We start from the raw sequence: 20,889 nt of genomic DNA, 5'->3' as shown, positions 1-20,889 counted from the left end.
GGGGAATTCAGCGGGTGGAGGCGGCGTGCACGGGCAGCGCCGCCAGATCGGCGGCGGACAGACCACCGCCGAGGGCCTTGAACAGGCGGATCAGGTTCTGGCGCAGCTCGACCTCGGCGCCGACCTGGCTGGTCTGCAGCGTCAGCAGCGTGCGCTGCGCGTCGAGCAGCGTGGTGAAGTCGATCAGGCCGGCCTGGTAGCGCTGGCGGGCCAGCGCCAGCGCCTGGGTGGCGGCGCTGACCGCCTCCCCGAGCGCACGCGCCTGCGCCCGGCTGCCGGCGGCTGCGGCCAGGCTGTCCTCGGCGTCCTGGGCGGCGGCCAGCGTGGCGGCGCGCCAGCTCAGTCGCGCCTGCGCCAGCACCGCCTGCTGCGCCTCGACCTGCGCGGCGCGCAGGCCGCCGTCATGCACCGGCCAGTCGACCGAGGCGGCCAGCGTGGCCACCAGCGTGCCGCTGCCGCCCAGCGCGGCCAGCGTCAGCGCTCGCCAGCCCAGCGTGCCCGACAGCGAGAAGTCCGGCCGGCGTGCCGCCTGGCGCGCATCCAGCCGGGCCAGCTCGGCGCCGATCGTGGCCTCGGCGGCGACCAGATCGGGGCGGCGGCGCAACAACCCGGCGGGAACCCCGGCTTCGAGCTGGCGGTCGAGCGTGGCCAGCGCCTCGCCGGGCGAGGGCAGGCGGTCGTCGCGGCCGAGCCGGGCCTGCAGCGCCTTCGGCGCCAGGCCGAGCAGCACCGCCAGCGCATGTTCGCCCTGGGTGATCGCGGTGTCCCAGGCCGGCAGCTGGGCGCGGGTCTGCTCGAGGCTGGTGCGCGCCTGCTCGACATCCAGCGTCGAAGCCAGGCCGGCCTGCGCGCGCCACTGCGTGAGCTGCAGCGTCTGCTGCTGCGCCTCGAGGCTGGCCTGCACCAGCGCGCGCCGCGCCAGATTGCCGCGCAGCGCGACATGCGCCAGCGCGACCTCGCCAGCGACGCTGTGCGCGCTGGCCTGCGCGCTGGCCTCGGCCGAGGCCAGGTCGGCCGCCGCACCGCGCTCGGTGGCGGCCAGCTGGCCGCTGGCGTCGAGCTCCCAGCTGGCCGAAAGCTGGGGCGCCAGCACCGTCGTCGTGCTGCCGCTACTGCGCTGGCGGGTGAGGCTGGCGCCCAGGCCGAGCTGCGGCGCCAGCGCGGCGGCGGCCTGCTCGCGCAGCGCCCGCGCCTGGTTCACCCGGGCCCGGGCCGAGGCGATGTCCAGATTGCCGGTCAGCGCCTCTTCGACCAGCGCGCCGAGCTGCGGATCATCGAACTGCTGCCACCAGCGCGACAGCGCGGGCAGCGTCGCGGCCGGGGTGTCTGTGCCGGTGATCGGCGGCAGGGCAGCTTCGGCGCGTGTCGTGGCCGTGGTGTGCGGCAGGCTGGTGCAGCCGACCAGCAGCAGCGCCAGGGCCAGCAGGGTCAGCCGGCGGGGCACCGGTGGCGCGAGGTGCGGAGGGGTCAGGGTCATCGCGGGGGCTGCAACGGCATGTGGAAGCATGCTCGTGGCGAAGCCAAGGGTTTACCCTGATTTTTATCAAGCCCGCTCCGGGTTCCTGATGCGTCCCCGGTAAAGAATCATGTCGCCGCGTGCGGGCTCAGCGTGCGGCCAGCACCACCTGGGCGCGGCCGGCGCGCTTGGCTTCGTAGAGCGCGTCGTCGGCGCGGCGCAGCAGGTCGTCGAGCGTGCGGTCGTTCTCGCCGAGCGCGGCCAGGCCGGCGCTGTACTCCAGCACGAAGCCCAGCGCCTGCTCCGACTCCAGCCGCAGGCACTGGCGCAGGCGCTGGTCGAGCGACAGCGCCGGGCCCTCGCGGGTGTGGGTCAGCAGCACGCAGAACTCCTCGCCGCCGTAGCGCCCGGCCAGATCGCCCGAGCGCAGCTGCTCGTGCAGCATGCGCGCCACCAGCTGCAGCGCCTGGTCGCCCCGGGCATGGCCGTGCTCGTCGTTGACCCGCTTGAAATGATCGATGTCGATCATCATCAGCCCGAGTGGCTGCTGATAGCGGCGTGCGTCGGCCAGCAGCACCTCGGCACGCTCGGTCCAGGCGCGGCGGTTGAGCAGGCCGGTCAGGCCATCGGTGATCGCCTGCTCGCGCAGCTGGCGCTCGGCTTCCTCGCGGTAGGCCATCAGCAGCGCCATCGAGTTCAGCAGCAGCACCACGCTGCTGACCAGCGCCGAGAGCTGGTTGATCGGATGCGGTGCGGTCAGGAAGGGATAGCTCTCGGTGAAGAAGGCGCCCAGGATGCCGCGCCAGAAGGTGATGGTCGCCATGATCGCCATGCTGGCGGCGATCACCGCGCGCCAGCCGCGGTGCGTGCCGGGCGAGTGCGTCAGCGCCGCCATTGCCACCATCAGCATCTGCAGCCCCAGGACCCCGTTGGCCAACCCGACCCGCCAGGGGTAGCTGGTAAAGCCGATGCCGTAGCCCAGCGTCATCAGGCCGGTCAGCAGCCACAGCGCGATCAGGCCCAGACTGCGCTCGTCGGGCCGGCCATGGCCGGTCCAGAGCCGGATCGCCCGCCACAGCGTGACCAGGCTGGCCGACATCGCGCCCATCGCCAGCGTCGACAGCAGCCGGTCGGGCCATTCGTTGCGAACCAGGGTCGACAGAACCAGGCACAGCCAGCCCAGGGCCTGCAGCCCGGTGGCCAGCACCGCATGGCGCGCCGCGATGCCGATGCGGCGCCAGCCCATGATGGTCGGCAGGGCGATCGCGCCGGCGAACAGGTTCACCGAGAACGCGACCATCAGCGTTCGGACATCAAGTTCCATGGATCTGCTGCCGTGGCCGCAGGCGGGCGCGATGTGCCCGGCCTGTCATCTCAGGGAGCGCACCTCACTGGAAGGCCACCTCGTCGAAGCTGCGCAGCTTGCGGCTGTGCAGGTGGTCCAGCCCCTGGTGGCGCAGGATCTCGATGGCGCGGATGCCGATGCGCAGGTGCTGGTCGACCCGCTCGCGGTAGAAGTGGTTGGCCATGCCGGGCAGCTTGATTTCGCCGTGGAGCGGCTTGTCGGAGACACACAACAGGGTACCGTATGGAACCCGGAAACGGAACCCGTTCGCGGCGATCGTCGCGCTTTCCATGTCGAGCGCCACGGCGCGGCTCTGGCTGAAGCGGCGCTCCGGACCCGGATGCGGCAGCAGCTCCCAGTTGCGGTTGTCGGTGGAGGCCACCGTGCCGGTGCGCATGATCTTCTTCAGCTCGTAGCCGGAGAGCTGCGTGACCTCGGCCACCGCCGACTCGAGCGCGACCTGGATCTCCGCCAGCGGCGGGATCGGCACCCACAGCGGCAGTTCCTCGTCGAGCACATGGTCCTCGCGCACATAGCCGTGGGCGAGCACGTAGTCGCCAAGCTGCTGCGTGTTGCGCAGGCCGGCGCAGTGGCCGAGCATCAGCCAGGCGTGCGGGCGCAGCACCGCGATGTGGTCGGTGATGGTCTTGGCGTTGCTGGGCCCCACGCCGATGTTGACCATCGTGATGCCGCTGTGGCCGTGGCGCTTCAGGTGATAGGCCGGCATCTGCGGCAGACGCGGCGGCGGCGCGCCCAGCGCGTCGCCCGGCTCGGCGGGCAGGCCGGCGCGGCGCGTCAGCACATTGCCGGGCTCGACGAAGGCGGTGTATTCGCCCGCGTCGTCGGCCATCAGCTCATGGCCCAGGCGCACGAACTCGTCGATGTAGAACTGGTAGTTCGTGAACAGGACGTAGTTCTGGAAGTGCTCGGGCAGCGTGCCGGTGTAGTGGCGCAGCCGGTGCAGCGAGTAGTCGACCCGCGGTGCGGTGAACAGCGCCAGCGGGTGGCGCAGCTGGCCGTCGTGGCCGGTGTGCGGCTCATGCGTGCCGTTGGCGATGCCGTCGTCCATCGCCGCCAGGTCGGGCAGGTCGAACAGGTCGCGCAGGCGCGTGCGCCGCTCCGCGCTCATCGTGCCCTCGATGTGGTCGTTCTCGGCGAAGCTGAAATGCACCGGGATCGGCTGGCTCGACAGCCCGACCTCCAGCGCCACGCCGTGGTTGCGCAGCAGCAGCTTGAACTGCTCGCGGTAGTAGTAGCGGAACAGGTCCGGCCGGGTCAGCGTGGTCTCGTGCACGCCGGGGCCGGCGACGAAGCCGTAGGCCAGCCGGGAGTCGGCGCGCTCGACGGTGTCGACCCGCACCCGCACGAAGGGGTAGCAGGCCCGCACCCGCCCGCCGAAGTCGTCGCGGCCGCCGACGAATTCCTTCAGCGACTGGCGCAGGTGCGCGATGCCGGAGTCGTAGATCGCCTTGGCGTGCGCAAACGCGGCCTCGGCGTCGGTGAAGCTTTGGGTGGTGATGACGGTGCGCGACATGGCCCATTCTGCCCGCAGCGCACCGATTCTTGTAGATCCGTCCGCGATGCGACTGTTGCGGATCGGATCATTGCGGTTTCAGAGCCGCGCCAGCAATTCGGCCTTCTTCGCGGCGAACTCCTGCTCGGTCAGCAGGCCGCGCTGCAGCAGCGCGCCGAGCTTCTCGATCGTCGCCAGGATGTCCTCGCCGCCGGTGGATCCGGTCGACATCGCTGCGGGCGGGGCCATCGGAGCGATCTGGGCGATCGGCGCGAAGGCCGGGGCGGGCGCGGGCACCGGAGCCGGCGCGACCGGCACGCCGCCGCGCATCACCACCGGCAGCCGCGCCAGGTCGACCGGGCCGAACTGGCTGCTCATCGCGATGCCGCCGCTGCCGCCCTGCTGCTGCGAGAAGCCGCCGATCTGGTGGTCGAGCGTGTCGTAGATCCACACCTCGCCGCCGCTGTCGAGCGCCAGGCGGCGGGCCTGCGGGAACCAGGCGTAGCGCATCTGGTTCTGCGCGCCGCTGGCGGCCGGCTGGCCGAGCTCGGCCGGCCACCAGGCGCTGCCGCCGCCGAAGACCGGTGCGCTCAGCCACAGGTCGCCGCGGGTGGCTGCCAGCGTGGCCAGCTCGTGGCACAGGCCGTCGACCCGCGCCTTCAGGCCGTGGTTGAACATGTCGCCGAGCATCAGCATGCCGCCGCTCATCCACTGGCCGGAGCCGCCGAACTCGGGATGGCTGAACTGCGCCATCGTGCCGCCGCCGGCCTGCACCGCCTGCAGCATCACGGTCACCGCCTCCGTGCTGAAGCCGTGGCGCGCGGCGATCGAGGCGACGGCCTGAAGGCCGGTGTCGGAGAGCTGGAGCATGGGGTTTCCTCGGGAGTGCTGCCGGTCAGCCTAGCAGACCCCTCCGCACCGCGGCATGTCAGAGCCGGTCGAGCGGGATTTTCAGATAGCGCACGCCGTTGGATTCCGGCGGCGGCAGGTGGCCGGCGCGCATGTTGACCTGCACCGAGGGCAGCATCAGCACCGGCATGTCCAGCGTCGCGTCGCGTGCGCGGCGCATGGCCACGAAGGCATCCTCGGCGATGCCTTGGTGCACATGCACATTGGCCGCACGCTGCTCGGCCACCGTCGTCGCATGCGCCAGCGCGCGTCCGCCCGGGCGGTAGTCGTGGCACATGAACAGCCGGGTGTCGCCGGGCAAGGCCAGCACCCGCTGGATCGAGCGGTACAGCGTCGCGGCATCGCCGCCGGGAAAGTCGCAGCGCGCGGTGCCGTAGTCGGGCATGAACAGCGTGTCGCCGACGAAGGCGGCCGGCGTGGCCTGCGGGTCGGCCGGATCCTCGACCACATAGGTCAGGCAGGCCGGCGTGTGGCCGGGCGTGTGCAGCGCCGTCGCGCGCAGGCCGCCGATCGCGAAGGTGTCGCCGTCGGCGAACAGCCGGCCGAACTGGCGCCCGTCGCGGGCGAAGTCCTCGCCGGCGTTGAACAGCGCGCCGAAGGTCTTCTGCACCGTGGTGATCTGCGCGCCGATGGCGATCGTGCCGCCCAGGCGCGCCTGCAGCCACGGCGCCGCCGAGAGGTGGTCGGCGTGCACATGCGTCTCGAGCAGCCACTGCACCGTCAGCCCGAGCGCCTCGACCTGCGCGGCCAAGCGCTCGGCGCCGCGCGTGCCGGTGCGGCCGGACTTCGGGTCGTAGTCGAGCACGCTGTCGACGATCGCGGCCTGGCGGCTGTCCAGGTCGATCACCAGATGCGAGAAGGTCGAGGTGGCCTCGTCGAAGAAGGTGTCGATGCGCAGCCGGCCGGTGGTCTGGCTGGCGAAGGGGGCGGCGGTGTTCATGGCCGCGATTCTATATACCCATTAGGGTACTTTGTGATGCCTTGCGGCCCGACCCGACAGCGCATTGGGGAAATACAGCGCGGTCAGGCTGCGGCTGTGCACCGGCGAGACCTCGGTGACCGCGCGCGGATCGTCGGTGTAGCGGCGCCAGTCGCGCACCCCGTGGATGTCGTCGCAGGCGTCGAGCAGGCCCATCGTCTCGCGGTCGCCCACCAGCACGCCCTGCACCCGCAGGCCGAAGCGCTCGCGCGCCTGGTCGAGCCGCGCCAGCGTGGCGGGCATGCAGCCGAACTCGCCGTCGCTGACGATCAGCAGGTCGGCCTGGCGCCAGCGTGCCTGGTGGACGCGCTCGACCGCACGCTCGATCGGCGTCTGCACGTCGGTGCCGCCGTCGAAGGTCTGGCCCATCAGGTCCATCAGTGCCTGCAGGCCGGCCGGGCTCAGGTCGAGCTCGCGCTCGATCACCTCGCCGGGGCCGCCAAAGGCGATCAGCACGCAGCCGCGCCGCTCGGCGTGGGCCGCGCGCATCGCGGCGATGACGACCGCGCGGGCGATGTTCTCGGGCGCGCCGCGCATCGAGCCGGAGGTGTCCAGGCACAGGATGAAGGGGCCGCGGCCGAGCGGCTCCGGGTCCGGCGGCGACAGGGCGGCACGCGGCGGCGCGGCCGGGTCCGGGCGCCAGTCGGTCAGCACCGCTTCGGACTGCCATCCCAGCAGACGGCACTCGGCCTGACGGGCGCGCCAGAGGCGGCGCAGCAGCGGGTGGCGCAGCATCACCGCCTCGGAGGCCAGCATCCGGTCGATGCGCCCGGTGAGCTGCAGGCCGGTGAGCTCGCCGGGCGCATCGGGCAGACGGGTCTCGACGGCGCGCAGGCCGTGGGCCGCGCGGGCCTCGGCCTGCGGCTCGGGCGCGTCCTGCGGCGGCGGGCCGCCCTGGCGCTCGGCGCGGCCCAGGCGGCTGATCAGCGCGGCGAGCTGCGGCAGGCGCTCCAGCCAGGCCGCGGCCTGCTGGGCCTCGCGCCAGGCGCGCGAGCGCAGATGGCCGCGCAGTTCGTCCCAGCTCAGCCGCGAGGGATCGCCCAGGCTGTCGAGCAGCACCAGCCGCTCGTCCCAGCCGCTGCCCTCGAGCTGCCATTCGGCCCGGAAGCCGGCTGCAGCGCCCGTGATGGCCTCGGCCCGCGTCAGCCGGGGCTGCTGATCGACGATGCGGTCCAGATGCCACAGCAGCGTGCGCAGCACCTGCTGCGCCATCGCCGGGCGGCCTCGGCTCAGGCCGGGCAGGCCGAGCTCGGCGGCGGCCTCGCGCATCGGGGCCAGCGCGGCGGCATCGCCCAGGTCGGCCTCGGGCGGCGGCAGGGTGCCGGCCTCCAGCGCCTGCTGCCAGCGCCGCGTGTCGCGCAGCCGCGCCTCGGCGTGGCCGATGCTGCTCACCAGGGCTGGCAGCCACAGCTCGCGCGGCAGCTCGGCCAGACGGTTCCACGGCAGGTCGGGCGAGCGGCGCATCGACGCGGTCCGGTGCGCGGTCCCGGGCGGGGCTTCAGTCTTCCAGCAGCACCGGCGCGGGGGGCGGCGCTTCGGCGCCTTCCGTGCCTTCGGCCGTGGCCTGCACCGGCAGGCCGGCGAAGCCGGCGCGCACCGCCTCGAGCCGGTCCAGCAGCGCCTGCAGCACCAGCGCGGTGTGCAGATGCGCGCCCAGCAGCGCGGCCACGCAGGCCGGCGGCATCCACAGCCTGCCCTCGAGCCGTGCCGACAGGGCTTCGGCCGCGGCCAGCGCGGCCTCGTGGTGCGGACGCGCCAGGGCGAGGGTCTCGTCGACCTGCGCCACCCGGGCTGCGACATGCACCGGGCTCCAGCGCCGGCGCGAGGCGGCGTCGAGCGCCTGCGACATCAGGCGCATCGTGCCGGCGCTGCCGTCCGCGTCGCGCCCGCCGCCGATCGCGCGGGCCAGCGCCATCTTGCCGGCCAGATCGCTCTCGCCGCTGCCGGTCTCCTCGGCCTCGGCGCGCTGCTCGAGCTGGAGCTGGCGCTCCAGCGCCTCGACCGCCCGCGTCAGCCATGGCGCGTCCTGCGGCACCGCGCCGACGATCTCGTGCGCGAACCAGTCCTGCAGCGCCGGCGCCAGCTCGGGCAGCGGCGCGGCGGTCTGCGGTGCCAGCCACAGGTCGAGCGCGTCGACCTGCGTGCGGCCCTCGGTGGCGGCGGCCACCTTCATCAGGCCGACGAGCTGGCGCCAGCGCCGGTCCGACAGCGCCTGCGCCGGCTGCTGCGCGGCCAGCCAGCGGCGCAGCCGGTGCAGCGCCTCGACCGCCTCGTCGCTCAGCGCGACACGGTCCGCGGCCAGGCGCACCGCCTCGCGCTCGGCTGCGTCCAGGCCGCGCTCGGGCGGCGTGCGCAGCAGCGACCGGGCCTGGTTATCGCCCTCGTCGAGCCGCAGCAGCGCCTCGAAGCGCGCCTCGCTGACCGGCGCCACCGGCAGGCGCACCAGGAAACGATCGAAGAAGGCCCGCAGCGCCTCGTCGCCCGGCACCTCGTTGCTGGCGCCGACGACGCTCAGCAGCGGCACGCGCACCCGGCCGCTGCCGTTGTCGAACTCGCGCTCGTTGAGCAGCGTCAGCAGCGCGTTCAGGATCGCCGAGTTGGCCTTGAAGACCTCGTCGAGAAAGGCGATGCCGGCCTCGGGCAGGAAGCCGGCGGTCAGCCGCTCGTGGCGGTCTTCCTCCAGCGCCTTCAGCGACAGCGGGCCGAACAGCTCTTCCGGCGTGGAGAAGCGCGTCAGCAGCCGCTCGAAATAGGGGGCGCCTTCGAAGGCGCGATGCAGGCGGCGCGCCAGCTCGCTCTTGGCGGTGCCGGGCGGGCCGAGCAGCAGCACATGCTCGCCGGCCAGCGCGGCCAGCAGCGCCAGGCGGGTCTCGGTGTCGCGCTCGAGCAGGCCGTCGCCGAGCGTGTCGATCAGCGCGCGCAGGCGCTCGGGGGAGGGCAGGGGACGGCGGTCGTCCAGGGCAGAAGCAGGCATGGCCGCGATTCTCGTGCGCCGCTCTGGTATCGGCAACCTGTCACGCCGAGGTCGTCGCCAGCTGTCACCATCGCGAAGCATGGCCTTGCATGAATTTTCAATTCTTCATCGAGACTTGACGCATGACGCTTGACCGACGCCAGTTCCTGAGCCGCTCCGTCTTCTTCGCTGTCGTGCCGGCGCTGCCGGTCGGGCTGGCCGCCTGTGGCGGCAGCGACGCGGACGAGACCGAGGCCCTGCCGCCCGCCGGCACCCACCACTTCCCGCAGGGCGTGGCCAGCGGCGATCCGCGCCCGGACAGCGTGGTGTTCTGGAGCCGCTGCGTGCGCGCCGACGGCAGCGGCGCCGACATCGCGCTGACGCTGGAGGTCTCGACCGCCGAGAACTTCGCCCCGCTGCTCGCCTCGGTGGCGCTGGGCGCCCGCGCGACCTGGGACCACACGGTGCGCGCCAAGGTCACCGGCCTGCCGGCGGCCACCGCGCTGTTCTACCGCTTCCGCGCCGGCCGCGATCTCAGCCCGACCGGCCGCACCCGCACCGCGCCGGCCGCCACCAGCACGCCCGCGCAGCTGAAGTTCGCCTGGTTCACCTGCCAAGACTGGAGCATCAACCACTGGGGCGCGATGGACCTGATCGCCGCCGGCGACCACGACTTCGTCGTCCACGTCGGCGACTACATCTACGAGACCACCGACGCGGCCTTCCAGGCCGGCGTGGCCGAGCCGGCGCACGGCGCGATCCGCCTGCCCGACGGCGCGGCCCTGCCCGGCGGCGGCCGCTACGCGACCACGCTGGCCGACTACCGCACGCTCTACCGCACCTACCGCGGCGACACGCGCCTGCAGGCGGTGCACGCGAAGTTCGCCTTCATCGGCATCTGGGACGACCACGAGTTCAGCGACGACTGCTGGCAGGACCACCAGACCTACACCAACGCCAACCTGCAGCAGACCGCCCGGCGCCGCGCCGCCAGCCAGGCCTGGGTCGAGTACATGCCGGTCGACTTCGGCGATGTCTCGTTCGACACGGCGAACGCGGCCTACGACAACCTGCGCATCTACCGCGACTTCCGCTTCGGCACGCTGATGCATCTGGTGATGACCGACCAGCGCCTCTACCGCGACGACCATGTGGTCGACGAGGCGACCCTCGCCGCGGCCCAGGGCCACGATCCGGTCAACGGCAGCGACTCCATCGGCGCGCGCTACTTCGTGCAGCAGCCGGTGCTGGCGCAGTTCGAGGCGGCTCGGACCGCCGCGCTCGGCCGCGCGCCCTCCATCCTGGGCGCCACCCAGACCGCGTGGTGGAAGGCCACGATGCAGGCTTCGAGCGCCACCTGGAAGGTCTGGGGCAACGAGGTCACGCTCGGCCGCATGGGGCTGGACCTGCGCACGCTGGCGCCGGCGCCGTACAACGCGCTCTATGTCGTCAACGCCGACGGCTGGGACGGCTTCACCCGTCACCGCGCCGAGCTGATGGCGCATCTGAAGACCGCCGGCATCCGCAATGTCGTGGCCATCACCGGCGACCTGCACGCCTTCCAGTGCCACGTCGTGCGCGACGATCCCGATCCGGCCGTGGGCACGCCGGTGCTGGTCGACTTCGTCAGCGCCGGCATCAGCAGCTCGAGCTTCTACAGCTACATCAAGGCCGGGGCCGGCACTACGCCGCTGGCCGCGCTGGCCGCCACGCCGGCCATCTTTGACGCGACGCTGCAGGCGCACAACCCGGACCTGCGCCATGCCGACCATGACGCCCAGGGCTATGCGTCGGCGGTCGTGACCGCGACATCGTTCGACGTCACCTTCCACAAGGTCCGGCCGCTGAATGCGGATGGCACGGCGCCGGCCAGCCCCTTGCTGTCGCAGAAGACCCTGCGGGTCAACGCCGGGACGGTGGAGGTCGGCTGACGCTGCTGGCGGGCAGCAGCGTCTGGTTCAGTTCAGATCGCAATGACGGCCAGGACGGCAGCGCGTGGTCGAGCAGTGCGGTGAACTGCTCGTCATGCCGGCGCACCCGCAGATGGGCCAGCTCGTGCACCAGAACGTACTCGATGCAGGCGGGTCGCTGGCGAGCCAGATCCAGGTTGAGCCAGATCCGTCCGCTGGCCGGCGTGCAGCTGCCCCATTTTGTCTTCATGCGCTTGACGCCCCAGGCGCTGGCCTCCACGCCCAGCACCGGCTGCCAGCGTGCCAGCAGCGCCGGGATCAGCGCTTTCAGTTCGACTCGGTACCAGTTCTGCAGCACCTGCTCACGCTGGTCCCGGTCCGCACCGGGGCGCACCTGCAGCCGTAGCGTCGTCAGTCCGACGCGTTCCACCTTGGGCGGTGCGTCCACCTCGACCACGCGCAGCCGGCGCCGCTGACCGAAGACCTGGTGGCTCTCGCCGCTGACCATCTCGCGCCGTGACTCGCGGGGCTGTGCCGCAAACTGGGCCTGCTGGCGGCGGATCCAGCCCAGCCGCTGCACGACCGCGAGTCGCACCGCCTCATCGTCCACCGCCAGCGGTGCCGCCACACGCACGCGGCCGTCCGGCGGGTAGACGCCGAGGTGCAGGTGCTTGATGCGCTGGCGGGCGATCTCGATGCGCAGGCCGCTGATGTCGAGATGGTGGGGCGGCGTCGATGGCATGGACGGACGTTGGATGTTGTCGATTCTTGGCCTGTCCTGGCACGCCGTCATGCCCGCGCAAGCGGGCAACCCGGCTCGGCGGGCTGGAGCGCGCGTTCCAGCGCGTCCGTCATGCCCGCGCAAGCGGGCATCCACGATGCGCGCGGGTGTCGGACTGCGTGGGTGCCCGCTTGCGCGGGCATGACGGTGTCAGGGGCCTCAGGATTTATCAGTATTCGGGCTGGTTCCGGACCAGCTCAAGGATACGGTCCGCCCGCGCATCCAGGTCTTCCTGCACGCCGTGGCCTTCCGCTGCGACCAGCACGCCCGGCGCACCCAAGGCCAGCTTGATCGCCGTGCGCAGCTTGCGTGTCTTCATCTTCGCGTTGACCGTGCGCCAGTCGTCCTCGCGGTGCGTGATCACTGCGTGGTGGACGCTGAGCGCGAGCGGCTGGTTCTGGCCGAGGTTGTCGAACAGCGCCTGCTTGCCGGGCGTGTCGATGGCGCGCGGGTAGGCCGCGCTGGAGGATGGCGACTGCACCTGCCGCGCCAGCGCGCTGGCCTGCTGGAGAAACTCGGCGTAGTCGATCGCCTGTTCCCGCCGCTGCGCGATCAGCGCGTCCAGCAGCGCCGACATGCGCTCGTAGTATTTCGGGTTGACCGGCGACTCGTCGATGATGACCCGGCGCACGTTGTTCTCGATCGTCTCGGCCACCGACTCGGGGCTGGTGCGCAGCCCGTCCGGCAGCGCCTCGACCGCTTCGGGGCCGCGTGTGGCGAGCATCTGCACCAGCGTCAGGTCATCGAAGGCCGAGAGCTTCTCGCTGTCGCCCGCCTGCACGTAGGTGTCGATCAGGTGGCGCATCGCCGGCTCGTAGGCCTTCAGGTCGATGTAGTCGCCGCTGCGGATCTTCACCGCGCTGCGCACCGCCTCGAACTGCGTCACCTCGGCTTTCAGCGCCGTCGCTTCGTCGGGCGTGATGCCAGCTTCCGCAAAATCGCCCGCGAGGTTCGCATAGGCGCGTACCAGCGCCGCGGTCAGCTTGTAGAGCGCCAGCCGCTGGCCTTCGCGGGCCTTGAGTTCCGCCGCGTCGCCCGCTGCCGTGCCGCAGAAGAAGCGCAGGTAGGTTTCCATCGTGCGCGGCGTCTCGACCGGCTCGCACAGCGCCCGCACCGATTCGAGCACCTCGTCCAGCCGCTCGCGGGCCTTGTCGATGCGGCTGGTGATGAGGCCGGCGATGTCGCTGGCGTCGTAGCCGTCGAGCGCGCCGCGGGTGTAGTCCTGGATCGCGCCCTCGACGCGCTCGAACAGGTGCTTGTAGTCGACGATGCAGCCCACCTCCTTGTCGTCGCCGTCCAGTCGGTTGACGCGGCAGATCGCCTGGAACAGGCCGTGGTCGCGCATCGGCTTGTCGATGTAGAGCACGGTCGCGGGCGGTGCGTCGAAGCCGGTCAGCAGCTTGTCCACGACGATCAGCAACTGCATCTGCGCCGGCTCGTCGATGAAGCGCTGCTTCACCTCGGTCTCGAAGTCGTCGATGCGCAGCACCGCTTCATCCGGCGGCAGCTTGAACCAGTCGGCCAGCATCCGGCGGTAGGTCTCGTATTTCTGCAGCGCGTCCGTCACGCCTTCGCCGGTGGCCTCGCCCTTCACGTCCGCGACCTTCGGCACGTAGGAGCTGACCACCGCGCAGCGCCCGGCCAGCGGCGTGCGCGCAAACAGGTCGTGGTAACGGCAGGCCTCGTACACGCTGCCTGCCACCAGCATCGCGTTGCCGCGCCCGCTCTTCAGGCGGTCGCGGGTGGCCATGTCGAGCAGGATGTCGGCCACGATCTGCTCCAGCCGGCTGCGGCTCGACAGCAGCGTCTGCATCGTGCCCCAGCGGGCCTTGAGCTGCGCCTTGGCGAGGTCGGTCAGCGCGGCGGTGTGGGCCTCGAACCAGTCGTCGATCTTGCGCTGCGAGGTGATGCGCTGGTCGATGTCGCGCGCCTCGTAGCGCAGGTCGAGCACCACGCGGTCGCGCACCGCCTCGTTGAACTTGTAGGTGTGGATGTAGCCGCCGAAGACCTCGATGCTGCGTTGCTTGTCGCTTTTCAGCAGCGGCGTGCCGGTGAAGCCGATGAAGACCGCGTCGGGCAGGATGGCCTTCATCGCCTCGTGCAGCAGGCCGGACTGGGTGCGGTGGCATTCGTCCACGAAGACGTGGAGCCGGCCCCGCGCCCGGAAGCCCGGGGGCAGCGCCTTGCGGATCTCCTGGACGTAACCGGCCACGTCGCCCGCATCGCCGTCGTTGTCGGCGCGCGCGCTCTTGCGGCTGACGCCGCCGAACTTGTGGACCAGCGAGCCGATCAGCCACGGCCGGTCGTCGCCCAGCACGCACACGAGGTCGGCGCCGTCGCGGGTGCGGTGGAGCTGTTCCTGCACGCCGTGGAAGACCTTTTCGATCTGGGCGTCGAGTTCGGTGCGGTCGGTGATGATGAGGACGCGGGCGTCCCGGATGTGTTCGCGGATCCATTTGGCCAGCCACACCATCGTCAGGCTCTTGCCGGAACCTTGCGTGTGCCAGAGGATGCCGCCCTCGCGGCGCTGCAGGCGGGCCTGGGCGGCACGCACGCCGAAATACTGGTTGTGGCGACAGAGTTTCTTGCGCCCGCTGTCGAACACCACGAAGTCGTGGATCAGCTCCAGCAGCCGCGCCTTGTTGCAGAGCCAGCCGAGGTGCTGGTCGAGCGGGCTGCGCGGGTCGTCGGCGAGGTCGGCGCCGTCTTCGCGCCAGGTCAGGTAATGGCGTTCGGGCGTGCCGACGGTGCCGTAGCGCAGGCCCTCGGTGTCGCTGCCGGCCATGACGAACTGCAGCGTCGAGAAGAAGCCTTCGATGAATTCGGGTTTCTGGTTGTCGAGGTTCTGGCGGATGCCTTCGGACACCGAGACGGTGGAGCGTTTCAGCTCGATCACGGCCAGAGCCATGCCGTTGACATACAGCACGAGGTCGGGGCGCTTGGTGTGGGCGCGCGGGTCGTGCGGCTTGACGGTGACTTCCTCGGCGATGCCGAAGTGATTGCGCTCGGGGTGTTTCCAGTCGATCAGCCAGACATCGCGGGTCTGCTCGCCCGCGTCGGGGCGCACCTTGACGCCGTAGCGCAGCAGCTCGTACACGGCGCGGTTGCGGTCGTGCAGGCGCTGGACGCGGTCGTTGGCGGTCTGTTCGAGTTGGTAGATGGCGCGGTCCGCGAGTGCGGCGTCCACGCCCTGCGCCAAGAGAAAAGCCCGCAGCAGGGCGGGCTCGATGTTGCGGTTGTCGGGGCGGTCGGACCAGCGGCCGAGGTAGGTGTAGCCGAGGGACTCGGTGAAGAGGCGAGTCACTCGGGCTTGGGTGGTGGATTCTTTTTGATTGATGGATTTGGTCATGGCGCTCCCCTTGCCTCAATTCTACGGCATCATCCATTTTGTGATCCGGTGTCGTTGTTTGGCAAGGGGAATATATTCGTGTAGTTGGGCTATTTGATGGAGATGCTTTTCATTACGCCATGATTTATTTCGGTCTTCGTCGAGTCTAAGGCGGATTCAACGACTTCCTTTGCTCGAGCATGGGTGCATAGGTCCGCGTATTTTTCTAGGCGTGTATAAGCGTCCTTGAAATTGAGTTGATTGTTTTTTGCTGCGGATTTGAGTGCCGTGGCCTCATCCTTCATGAGGTTTTCTATGTGCCTCTGAACTTTTGAGGCAGTGGGCGTGGCGAAGAATGAGCTGTTTACATTGTTTGACATTCCGGCAATCGCGGCAGTTGCGGCACCATAGCCTGTGATGAAGTTGGCGTTTGCTGTGCCAATGCCAAGAAGTGTCGTTCCGAGTTGTGTGATTACGTTCAGGTTTTCGCTCTGATAATTAAGAAGTCGACTCAGATCGTCTATTTTTCTAAACCATCTGCTGCAGTAGGAGTCAACTAGTCCGATGCCTTCTGATACATAGTTTTCGATAGCCGCTTGATTGTTTTGTGGTAATTCAATTGATTTTTCTCTATAAATTGGCTGCGCCAGTCTGAGAGCATTGAAATAGTCGTCCACTGGAATTTTTTCGGCATTTTTCGAAAGATCTTTTTCATCGTTCGCACCATGAATCTTGGGTGGGTTCATGGTTTCTTCTGGCGAGAATTTTCTGTCGGAGATGTGAGAGCAGCCGCTTGCGGTGAAAACGCACAACGCGAGCATGGTAATACGTAGCATAATTGACTCCGATTTAAAGTTGGGGTGAGGCCGTGCTATTTGCGTGATGGGCTTGACTGACGTGATGACTTTTTACGGAAGCCATATTTCAACCAGATTTCGACTGACTGACGATGCCAGCGACTTGACATGCACTATGCGATAGTCGTTGCCGGTAAGTGACTCTTCAAATATTTCTGCAATATTTTTTGCATATGGCGCATCAATTTCTCTAAAATACCTTATTTCTGTTTTTGCTCCAGACTTTAATTTTTTTGCGGCTACATTTTCTATACCGGGAGCAAGAAACCCGTTGTTTTGGGCTGCAATCTGTATTTTGCTGGCAATTGCGCGATCGGATTCACGTTGTATTTGAATGTAGAGCAAAGGTTTTTTGGCTTCGATTCCTGATTGAACCCTATTTTTGATTGCCTGTTGTTCTTCTGAATTTAAGTTTTCTTTCGATAGAGAGGAGAGTAATGCTGAGGTTTGAGCATATGCGAGGGCCATTTCTACTGCGTGCGTTGGATTTTTGGGATACGAGGCTGCTGCGCCGATGCCATCTATTCTTGATATTCCTCGGTTCTCTTTGGGAATGTAGCAGATACTTTTTCGCCCCTTAATGAAGGATTGCTCAGGCATTGCGTAGAACATTACTGATGCTCTGTCGGCGATTTTTGATGAATATGTTTGATTGATTTCACTCGGGCGAAGATTGACATCAACAGTTTGGCGATCCCATCGTTGCCAATCTTGAAATACCTCGTACACGCTCGGTTCTTTGTTCGGTCCGGTTTCCCATCTAAATTCAGCGCCGCAAGTTGGATGCTGATGTTCATGATGAAGCCCCAGTGCATGTCCAAACTCATGAATCACTACCGTTTTCCAACGGTCGGGCATGAGTTTCGGCCAACTTTCAATAAATCCCTCGAAATTCATGGAAGAGGCGTTTTCTGGAGCGATGCTGCTGACGCTGTCAGTCCCGACATATGACCAATATCCAGGTTCCGAAAATCCGATGCGAATATGGGCTGAGCGATTGGTGTCTTCAGTTGACCAAGTTCTGTATTTTTTGGTTTTTGGATTAAAGCCGAAATCGAGTTTTATGTTTGCATATTTTTCCCACTGTGCGGCTTGTTTGGCAATTGCACCATGCATTGCCGACTCGCCGCCATTGAATGCGATAAGTATGGTTGATCCGGGAGTCCAACGCTTTCTGGCGAATAGATAGTTTGCGGTTTGATCAGGAAGCTTTTGGCTGGCGCTTATTTCTGCTGCTCTCTGTGCGGCTAACTTTTCAGAAAGTGCCGGTGGATACGAGTCCAGTTGCGCGTAAGCGTGTGAGGTGGCAAACAACATCACTGCAATGGCGGTGATTTTTCGGTCCATTCGACATCTCCCGAGTAAGGGGTAATTGGTCCACTACTTCCAATATAAGTACCTTCACGCACGCTCAAAGCCTCAACCTGCAACCCTTGTCCTCACATCAAAAACCCTTAAACTTTCGAGTTGAAATGCAAAAAGCGTGAAATTTGTCACACCGCAAATGTGGAAAATTTCACGCAAAAGTGCTACCGAAAGCGAAAGCCCAACACCGCCAACGCGGGCGGTTTTCAGTTCATCGAGGGGATTTCTTGATCCAGATCCATGCATTCACATGGTGGGATCTCGCGGCGAACGAATGCCGCCGCGTGGTGCGCCAAACCGGTGCATTCCGGCCTGGCGGGTAGTTTGATCAGATCAACCGAACCCGGCCGCTCAATAGCTCTTGCATCATCCCTTGTTTGATGAGGCGGGTTTTTTCTCGGCGGGCTTCGAGGGCGGTGATCTCGGTGTCCATGTCACTGAGAATCATGGCAATTTCGATTTGTTCTTCGAGCACGGGAAATGCCAACTCCAGCCCCAACAAGGCGCCCTTCGAAATGTTCTTCATGCTGCCGCTGGTGCCCGTGGCGAGGCCCTTGATCTTGTCCTTGATGTGCGTACTGCTGAGCATGTAGGCCAGCCAGCGTGGACAGACTTTGGCGCCTTGGTGAAATCGTGTCATCCAGAGGCGATCGGGCAAGTACAGGTTTGGGTGGTCGTTGGCGACGTAGCCGACTTCCCCGACGAGGTTCGGCGTGTTCATCCGGCTGACCAAGATCGTGTCTTTTCGCGGGGACAGCCGAGCGCGACTGGTGTCTTTTGGTTCGATCAATTTGCATTCTGCAGGATTAAATTCGCCATCGTAAATTGCTGAAGTCTTGAGTATGCAAGGTTTGCCGGTGCTTGCTGGGTTGTCACATTCCACGGAATTGACGCTTACGCCAGCTTCGAGGTCTGCAATTACATAGCTTAGTGGGCGATTAATCCGTGGTGCCGTGTAATTTGGTAGGCGTCGCTCACCACTTAATAGGTCTTGCCATGCGGTTGAATTTATTTCACGAAAATGAATATCCAGTCGGGATGAAATTTCTTTGTGTTTTTCTATCAATATGGGCAACGGCACCGCATACCGCTCCCCCAACTCCCGCACCCGCCCCGTCAACCCCTGCGACACCCGATCCAGCTCCGACTGCACATCCGCCGCCAGCCGCGCCATCCACTTGTCGTCGATCACCAGCGCCCGGATCTCGTCGTCGGTCAGCGCGGCGTATTGCCGGGCGGCCTTTGTCTCCAGCGCCTTGCGGGCGTCCTTGATGCGCCGGCCCGCGTCGGTTTCCTGGTCGTTGAGCCCGAGCCACTGGTCCAGCAGCGCCCGCTCGTCCGCTTGGTCCGCATCGCCCTTGATCGCCTTCAGCCGCGCCTTCACGCTCGCCGCCGTCAGCTTGCCCTTGTCGGTGCGCGCCTCGGCGAACAGGCCGTCCTCGCCGCCGTGCTCCTCCTCCAGCTCCTCGCGCAGCCGGGTGAAGCCGTCGCGCACGCCCTCCAGCTGCTCGACCAGCGCCGCCTCGGCCGCCAGAAACCGCCCGATCACCAGCGCCATCGGGATCAGGTCCGTGTTCGGCTCCATCCGCCCCGCCGTCGCCCCTGGCCGCTGCGCCCGCCAGCCGTCCTGGACGATCTGCGCCACGTCGTCCTGCATCACCTCGTCCCAGTAGTCCATCAGGTGCTGGTACACGTCATAGGCGTCGATCAGCGGCGCCCCCTCGAACCGCGCCAGGATCGATTCCCCCAGATCCCGCACCAGCGCCCGCGCCGAGTCGCCCACCGCCAGCGCCCGCAGCCCCGCCGTGCGCTCCTCGCGCCACGCCGCAAACCGCCCGCTCACGGTCGCGTTGAACGCCGTGAACTCCGCATGGCCGAAGATCGCCGCCCGGATCTCCGCCGCCGGCACCTTCAGCCGCACATGCTCCGGCCGCCCCGCGAGATCCTCGAACAAGGCCGCCCGCACCCCCGGAAACACCGCCCAGTAGCGCTGCAGCGCGTCGATGTCCCGCCGCGGAATGCCGCCGCGCAGGTGCGCCTCGATGTCCTGCAGATCCTCCGGCTCGCTGCCGTCGATGTAGCGCGGGATGTTCAGGTTCCAGTCGTTGGCCTCGATCTCCGCCAGCGGCACCCGGCGCGCGTACCGCTCCGCCTCGCGCTGGCGCGTCACCACGTCCACGATGCGGTGGATGTCCTGCGCCCGCAGCCGGTTCTTGTTGCCGTCCTTGCGGAAACCCCGGCTCGCATCGACCACGAACACGCTGTCCCGCGTCGCCGCCTGCGACTTGTCCAGCACGAGGATGCAGGCCGGAATGCCGGTGCCATAGAACAGGTTCGCCGGCAGCCCGATCAGCGTCTGGATGAAGCCCTGCTTCAGCAGCCGCTGCCGGATCAGCCCCTCCGCGCCACCCCGGAACAGCACCCCGTGCGGCAGGATCACCGCCGCCCGCCCGGTGCTCTTCAACACCTTCAGGATGTGCAGCAGGAACGCGTAGTCGCCGTTCTTCTCCGGCGGCACGCCGTAGGTGAAGCGGCCGAACTCGTCGTCCTGCGGCTGCAGCCCGTTGCTCCAGGCCTTGCTGGAGAAGGGCGGATTGGCCACCACGTAATCGAAGGTCTTCAACTGCCCCGCCGCGTCGCGGAACTGCGGCGACGACAGCGTGTTGCCCTTCTCGATCGCGGCCGTGGTGCAGTCGTGCAGGATCATGTTCATCGTCGCCAGCGCGCTGGTGGCGTTGTCCATTTCCTGGCCGTAGAGCGTCAGCCCGTGCGGCGCCTCGGCCGCCACCTTCAGCAACAGCGAGCCGGAGCCGCAGGTCGGGTCATGCGCGCTTCTTGAGGCCGGCGTGTCCGCCCCGATGCCCAGCAGCCGCGCCATCACCGTCGACACCTCGGCGGGCGTGTAGAACTGGCCCTTGCTCTTGCCGCTCTCGGTGGCGAAGTGGCGCATCAGGAACTCGTAGGCGTCGCCGAGCAGGTCGTCGCCCTCGGCCCGGTTGCCGCTGAAGTCCAGCCCCGGCGCGTTGAAGATGCCGATCAGGTTGGAGAGCCGATCGACCATCTCCCGGCCCTTGCCGAGCTTGTCCGGGTCGTTGAAATCCACCAGCGTGATCACGCCCGTCAGGTCGTTTTCCTCCGCCAGCGCGGCGATCGCCTTGTTCAGCTTGTCGCCGATCTCCTTGTCGCCCTTCAGCGCCACCAGATCGCTGAAACGGCTGCCCTCGGGCACGAAGATCTGGCCGTCCGGATCACCCGCATAGCGGTCGCTGACGTATTTCATGAACAGCAGCACCAGCACGTAGTCCTTGTACTGGCTGGCGTCCATGCCGCCGCGCAGCTCATCGCAGCTCTTCCACAGCGATGCATACAGTTCTGATTTCTTGACGGCCATCTTGGTCCCGGTTGGCTGAAAACGCGGGGCGGAGCGTACCGCGCCTGCCGGATCCAGTGCCCGCAGTCAGGGGGGCGGTCACAGCGCGTCGCGCGCGATGGT

Annotated in this window: 13 protein-coding genes; 1 reads left to right on the top strand and 12 read right to left on the bottom strand. The window is 67.4% G+C overall.

Features of this window, described 5'->3' with window-relative positions:
• Positions 1–7: 7 nt before the first annotated feature.
• The 7 genes from BW996_RS05135 to BW996_RS05105 form a co-directional block, all read right to left on the bottom strand.
• Entirely contained in the window at positions 8–1,477 is a 1,470-nt protein-coding gene (locus BW996_RS05135) for an efflux transporter outer membrane subunit (protein WP_051631441.1), read from the bottom strand.
• Between the two features lie 127 nt (positions 1,478–1,604).
• Complete coding sequence (locus BW996_RS05130) at positions 1,605–2,780, bottom strand: GGDEF domain-containing protein (protein WP_037477492.1); 1,176 nt, start codon at positions 2,778–2,780, stop codon at positions 1,605–1,607.
• Between the two features lie 64 nt (positions 2,781–2,844).
• Entirely contained in the window at positions 2,845–4,335 is a 1,491-nt protein-coding gene (locus BW996_RS05125; protein WP_037477494.1) for an AMP nucleosidase, read from the bottom strand.
• A gap of 78 nt (positions 4,336–4,413) precedes the next feature.
• On the bottom strand, positions 4,414–5,184 hold the full coding sequence (locus BW996_RS05120) for an SHOCT domain-containing protein (protein ID WP_037477496.1): 771 nt from the start codon (positions 5,182–5,184) through the stop codon (positions 4,414–4,416).
• 58 nt (positions 5,185–5,242) lie between these two features.
• Entirely contained in the window at positions 5,243–6,163 is a 921-nt protein-coding gene (locus BW996_RS05115; protein WP_051631442.1) for an MBL fold metallo-hydrolase, read from the bottom strand.
• 21 nt (positions 6,164–6,184) lie between these two features.
• A complete protein-coding gene (locus BW996_RS05110) occupies positions 6,185–7,666 on the bottom strand; it encodes a VWA domain-containing protein (RefSeq protein ID WP_037477498.1) in 1,482 nt (493 codons plus the stop codon).
• Between the two features lie 34 nt (positions 7,667–7,700).
• Complete coding sequence (locus BW996_RS05105) at positions 7,701–9,176, bottom strand: AAA family ATPase (protein ID WP_051631443.1); 1,476 nt, start codon at positions 9,174–9,176, stop codon at positions 7,701–7,703.
• Positions 9,177–9,298: 122 nt separating this feature from the next.
• Here BW996_RS05105 and BW996_RS05100 point away from each other — a divergent pair, with 122 nt between their 5' ends.
• Positions 9,299–11,086 (top strand): alkaline phosphatase D family protein, encoded by a 1,788-nt coding sequence (locus BW996_RS05100; protein ID WP_037477500.1) that lies wholly within the window; start codon positions 9,299–9,301, stop codon positions 11,084–11,086.
• On the opposite strand, the gene BW996_RS05095 is transcribed toward BW996_RS05100, so the two are convergent.
• The 5 genes from BW996_RS05095 to BW996_RS05085 all read right to left on the bottom strand — a co-directional run bounded on the left by BW996_RS05095 (position 11,058) and on the right by BW996_RS05085 (position 20,787).
• Positions 11,058–11,807, bottom strand: coding sequence for a M48 family metallopeptidase (locus tag BW996_RS05095; protein ID WP_051631444.1), 750 nt, complete (start codon positions 11,805–11,807; stop codon positions 11,058–11,060). The two genes, BW996_RS05100 and BW996_RS05095, sit on opposite strands and share 29 nt — an antisense overlap.
• 208 nt (positions 11,808–12,015) lie before the next feature.
• Positions 12,016–15,195 (bottom strand): type I restriction endonuclease subunit R, encoded by a 3,180-nt coding sequence (locus BW996_RS05090; RefSeq protein ID WP_037477502.1) that lies wholly within the window; start codon positions 15,193–15,195, stop codon positions 12,016–12,018.
• Between the two features lie 89 nt (positions 15,196–15,284).
• Entirely contained in the window at positions 15,285–15,920 is a 636-nt protein-coding gene (locus tag BW996_RS21225) for a hypothetical protein (RefSeq protein WP_139330755.1), read from the bottom strand.
• A 162-nt stretch (positions 15,921–16,082) separates the two neighbouring features.
• On the bottom strand, positions 16,083–17,378 hold the full coding sequence (locus BW996_RS21220) for a zinc metalloprotease (RefSeq protein ID WP_139330754.1): 1,296 nt from the start codon (positions 17,376–17,378) through the stop codon (positions 16,083–16,085).
• Positions 17,379–17,724: 346 nt separating this feature from the next.
• Positions 17,725–20,787 carry an N-6 DNA methylase gene (locus BW996_RS05085; RefSeq protein WP_076458715.1) on the bottom strand — a complete coding sequence of 1,021 codons (3,063 nt, stop codon included), beginning with the start codon at positions 20,785–20,787 and terminating at the stop codon, positions 17,725–17,727.
• Positions 20,788–20,889: the final 102 nt, after the last annotated feature.

Source organism: Sphaerotilus natans, assembly GCF_900156335.1.
GTDB lineage: Bacteria > Pseudomonadota > Gammaproteobacteria > Burkholderiales > Burkholderiaceae_C > Sphaerotilus > Sphaerotilus natans.
Note: the sequence above shows the minus strand (reverse complement) of the source record. Positions and strands in the feature narration are given on the sequence as shown.

What these genes read in the sequence shown, in the direction of transcription:
- BW996_RS05120 (WP_037477496.1), bottom strand. Translation starts at nt 5,184, where the DNA reads ATGCTCCAGCTCTCCGACACCGGCCTTCAGGCCGTCGCCTCGATCGCC.
- BW996_RS21220 (WP_139330754.1), bottom strand. Translation starts at nt 17,378, where the DNA reads ATGGACCGAAAAATCACCGCCATTGCAGTGATGTTGTTTGCCACCTCA.
- BW996_RS05130 (WP_037477492.1), bottom strand. Translation starts at nt 2,780, where the DNA reads ATGGAACTTGATGTCCGAACGCTGATGGTCGCGTTCTCGGTGAACCTG.
- BW996_RS05105 (WP_051631443.1), bottom strand. Translation starts at nt 9,176, where the DNA reads ATGCCTGCTTCTGCCCTGGACGACCGCCGTCCCCTGCCCTCCCCCGAG.
- BW996_RS05135 (WP_051631441.1), bottom strand. Translation starts at nt 1,477, where the DNA reads ATGACCCTGACCCCTCCGCACCTCGCGCCACCGGTGCCCCGCCGGCTG.
- BW996_RS21225 (WP_139330755.1), bottom strand. Translation starts at nt 15,920, where the DNA reads ATGAACCCACCCAAGATTCATGGTGCGAACGATGAAAAAGATCTTTCG.
- BW996_RS05100 (WP_037477500.1), top strand. Translation starts at nt 9,299, where the DNA reads ATGACGCTTGACCGACGCCAGTTCCTGAGCCGCTCCGTCTTCTTCGCT.
- BW996_RS05110 (WP_037477498.1), bottom strand. Translation starts at nt 7,666, where the DNA reads ATGCGCCGCTCGCCCGACCTGCCGTGGAACCGTCTGGCCGAGCTGCCG.
- BW996_RS05125 (WP_037477494.1), bottom strand. Translation starts at nt 4,335, where the DNA reads ATGTCGCGCACCGTCATCACCACCCAAAGCTTCACCGACGCCGAGGCC.
- BW996_RS05085 (WP_076458715.1), bottom strand. Translation starts at nt 20,787, where the DNA reads ATGGCCGTCAAGAAATCAGAACTGTATGCATCGCTGTGGAAGAGCTGC.
- BW996_RS05095 (WP_051631444.1), bottom strand. Translation starts at nt 11,807, where the DNA reads ATGCCATCGACGCCGCCCCACCATCTCGACATCAGCGGCCTGCGCATC.
- BW996_RS05090 (WP_037477502.1), bottom strand. Translation starts at nt 15,195, where the DNA reads ATGACCAAATCCATCAATCAAAAAGAATCCACCACCCAAGCCCGAGTG.
- BW996_RS05115 (WP_051631442.1), bottom strand. Translation starts at nt 6,163, where the DNA reads ATGAACACCGCCGCCCCCTTCGCCAGCCAGACCACCGGCCGGCTGCGC.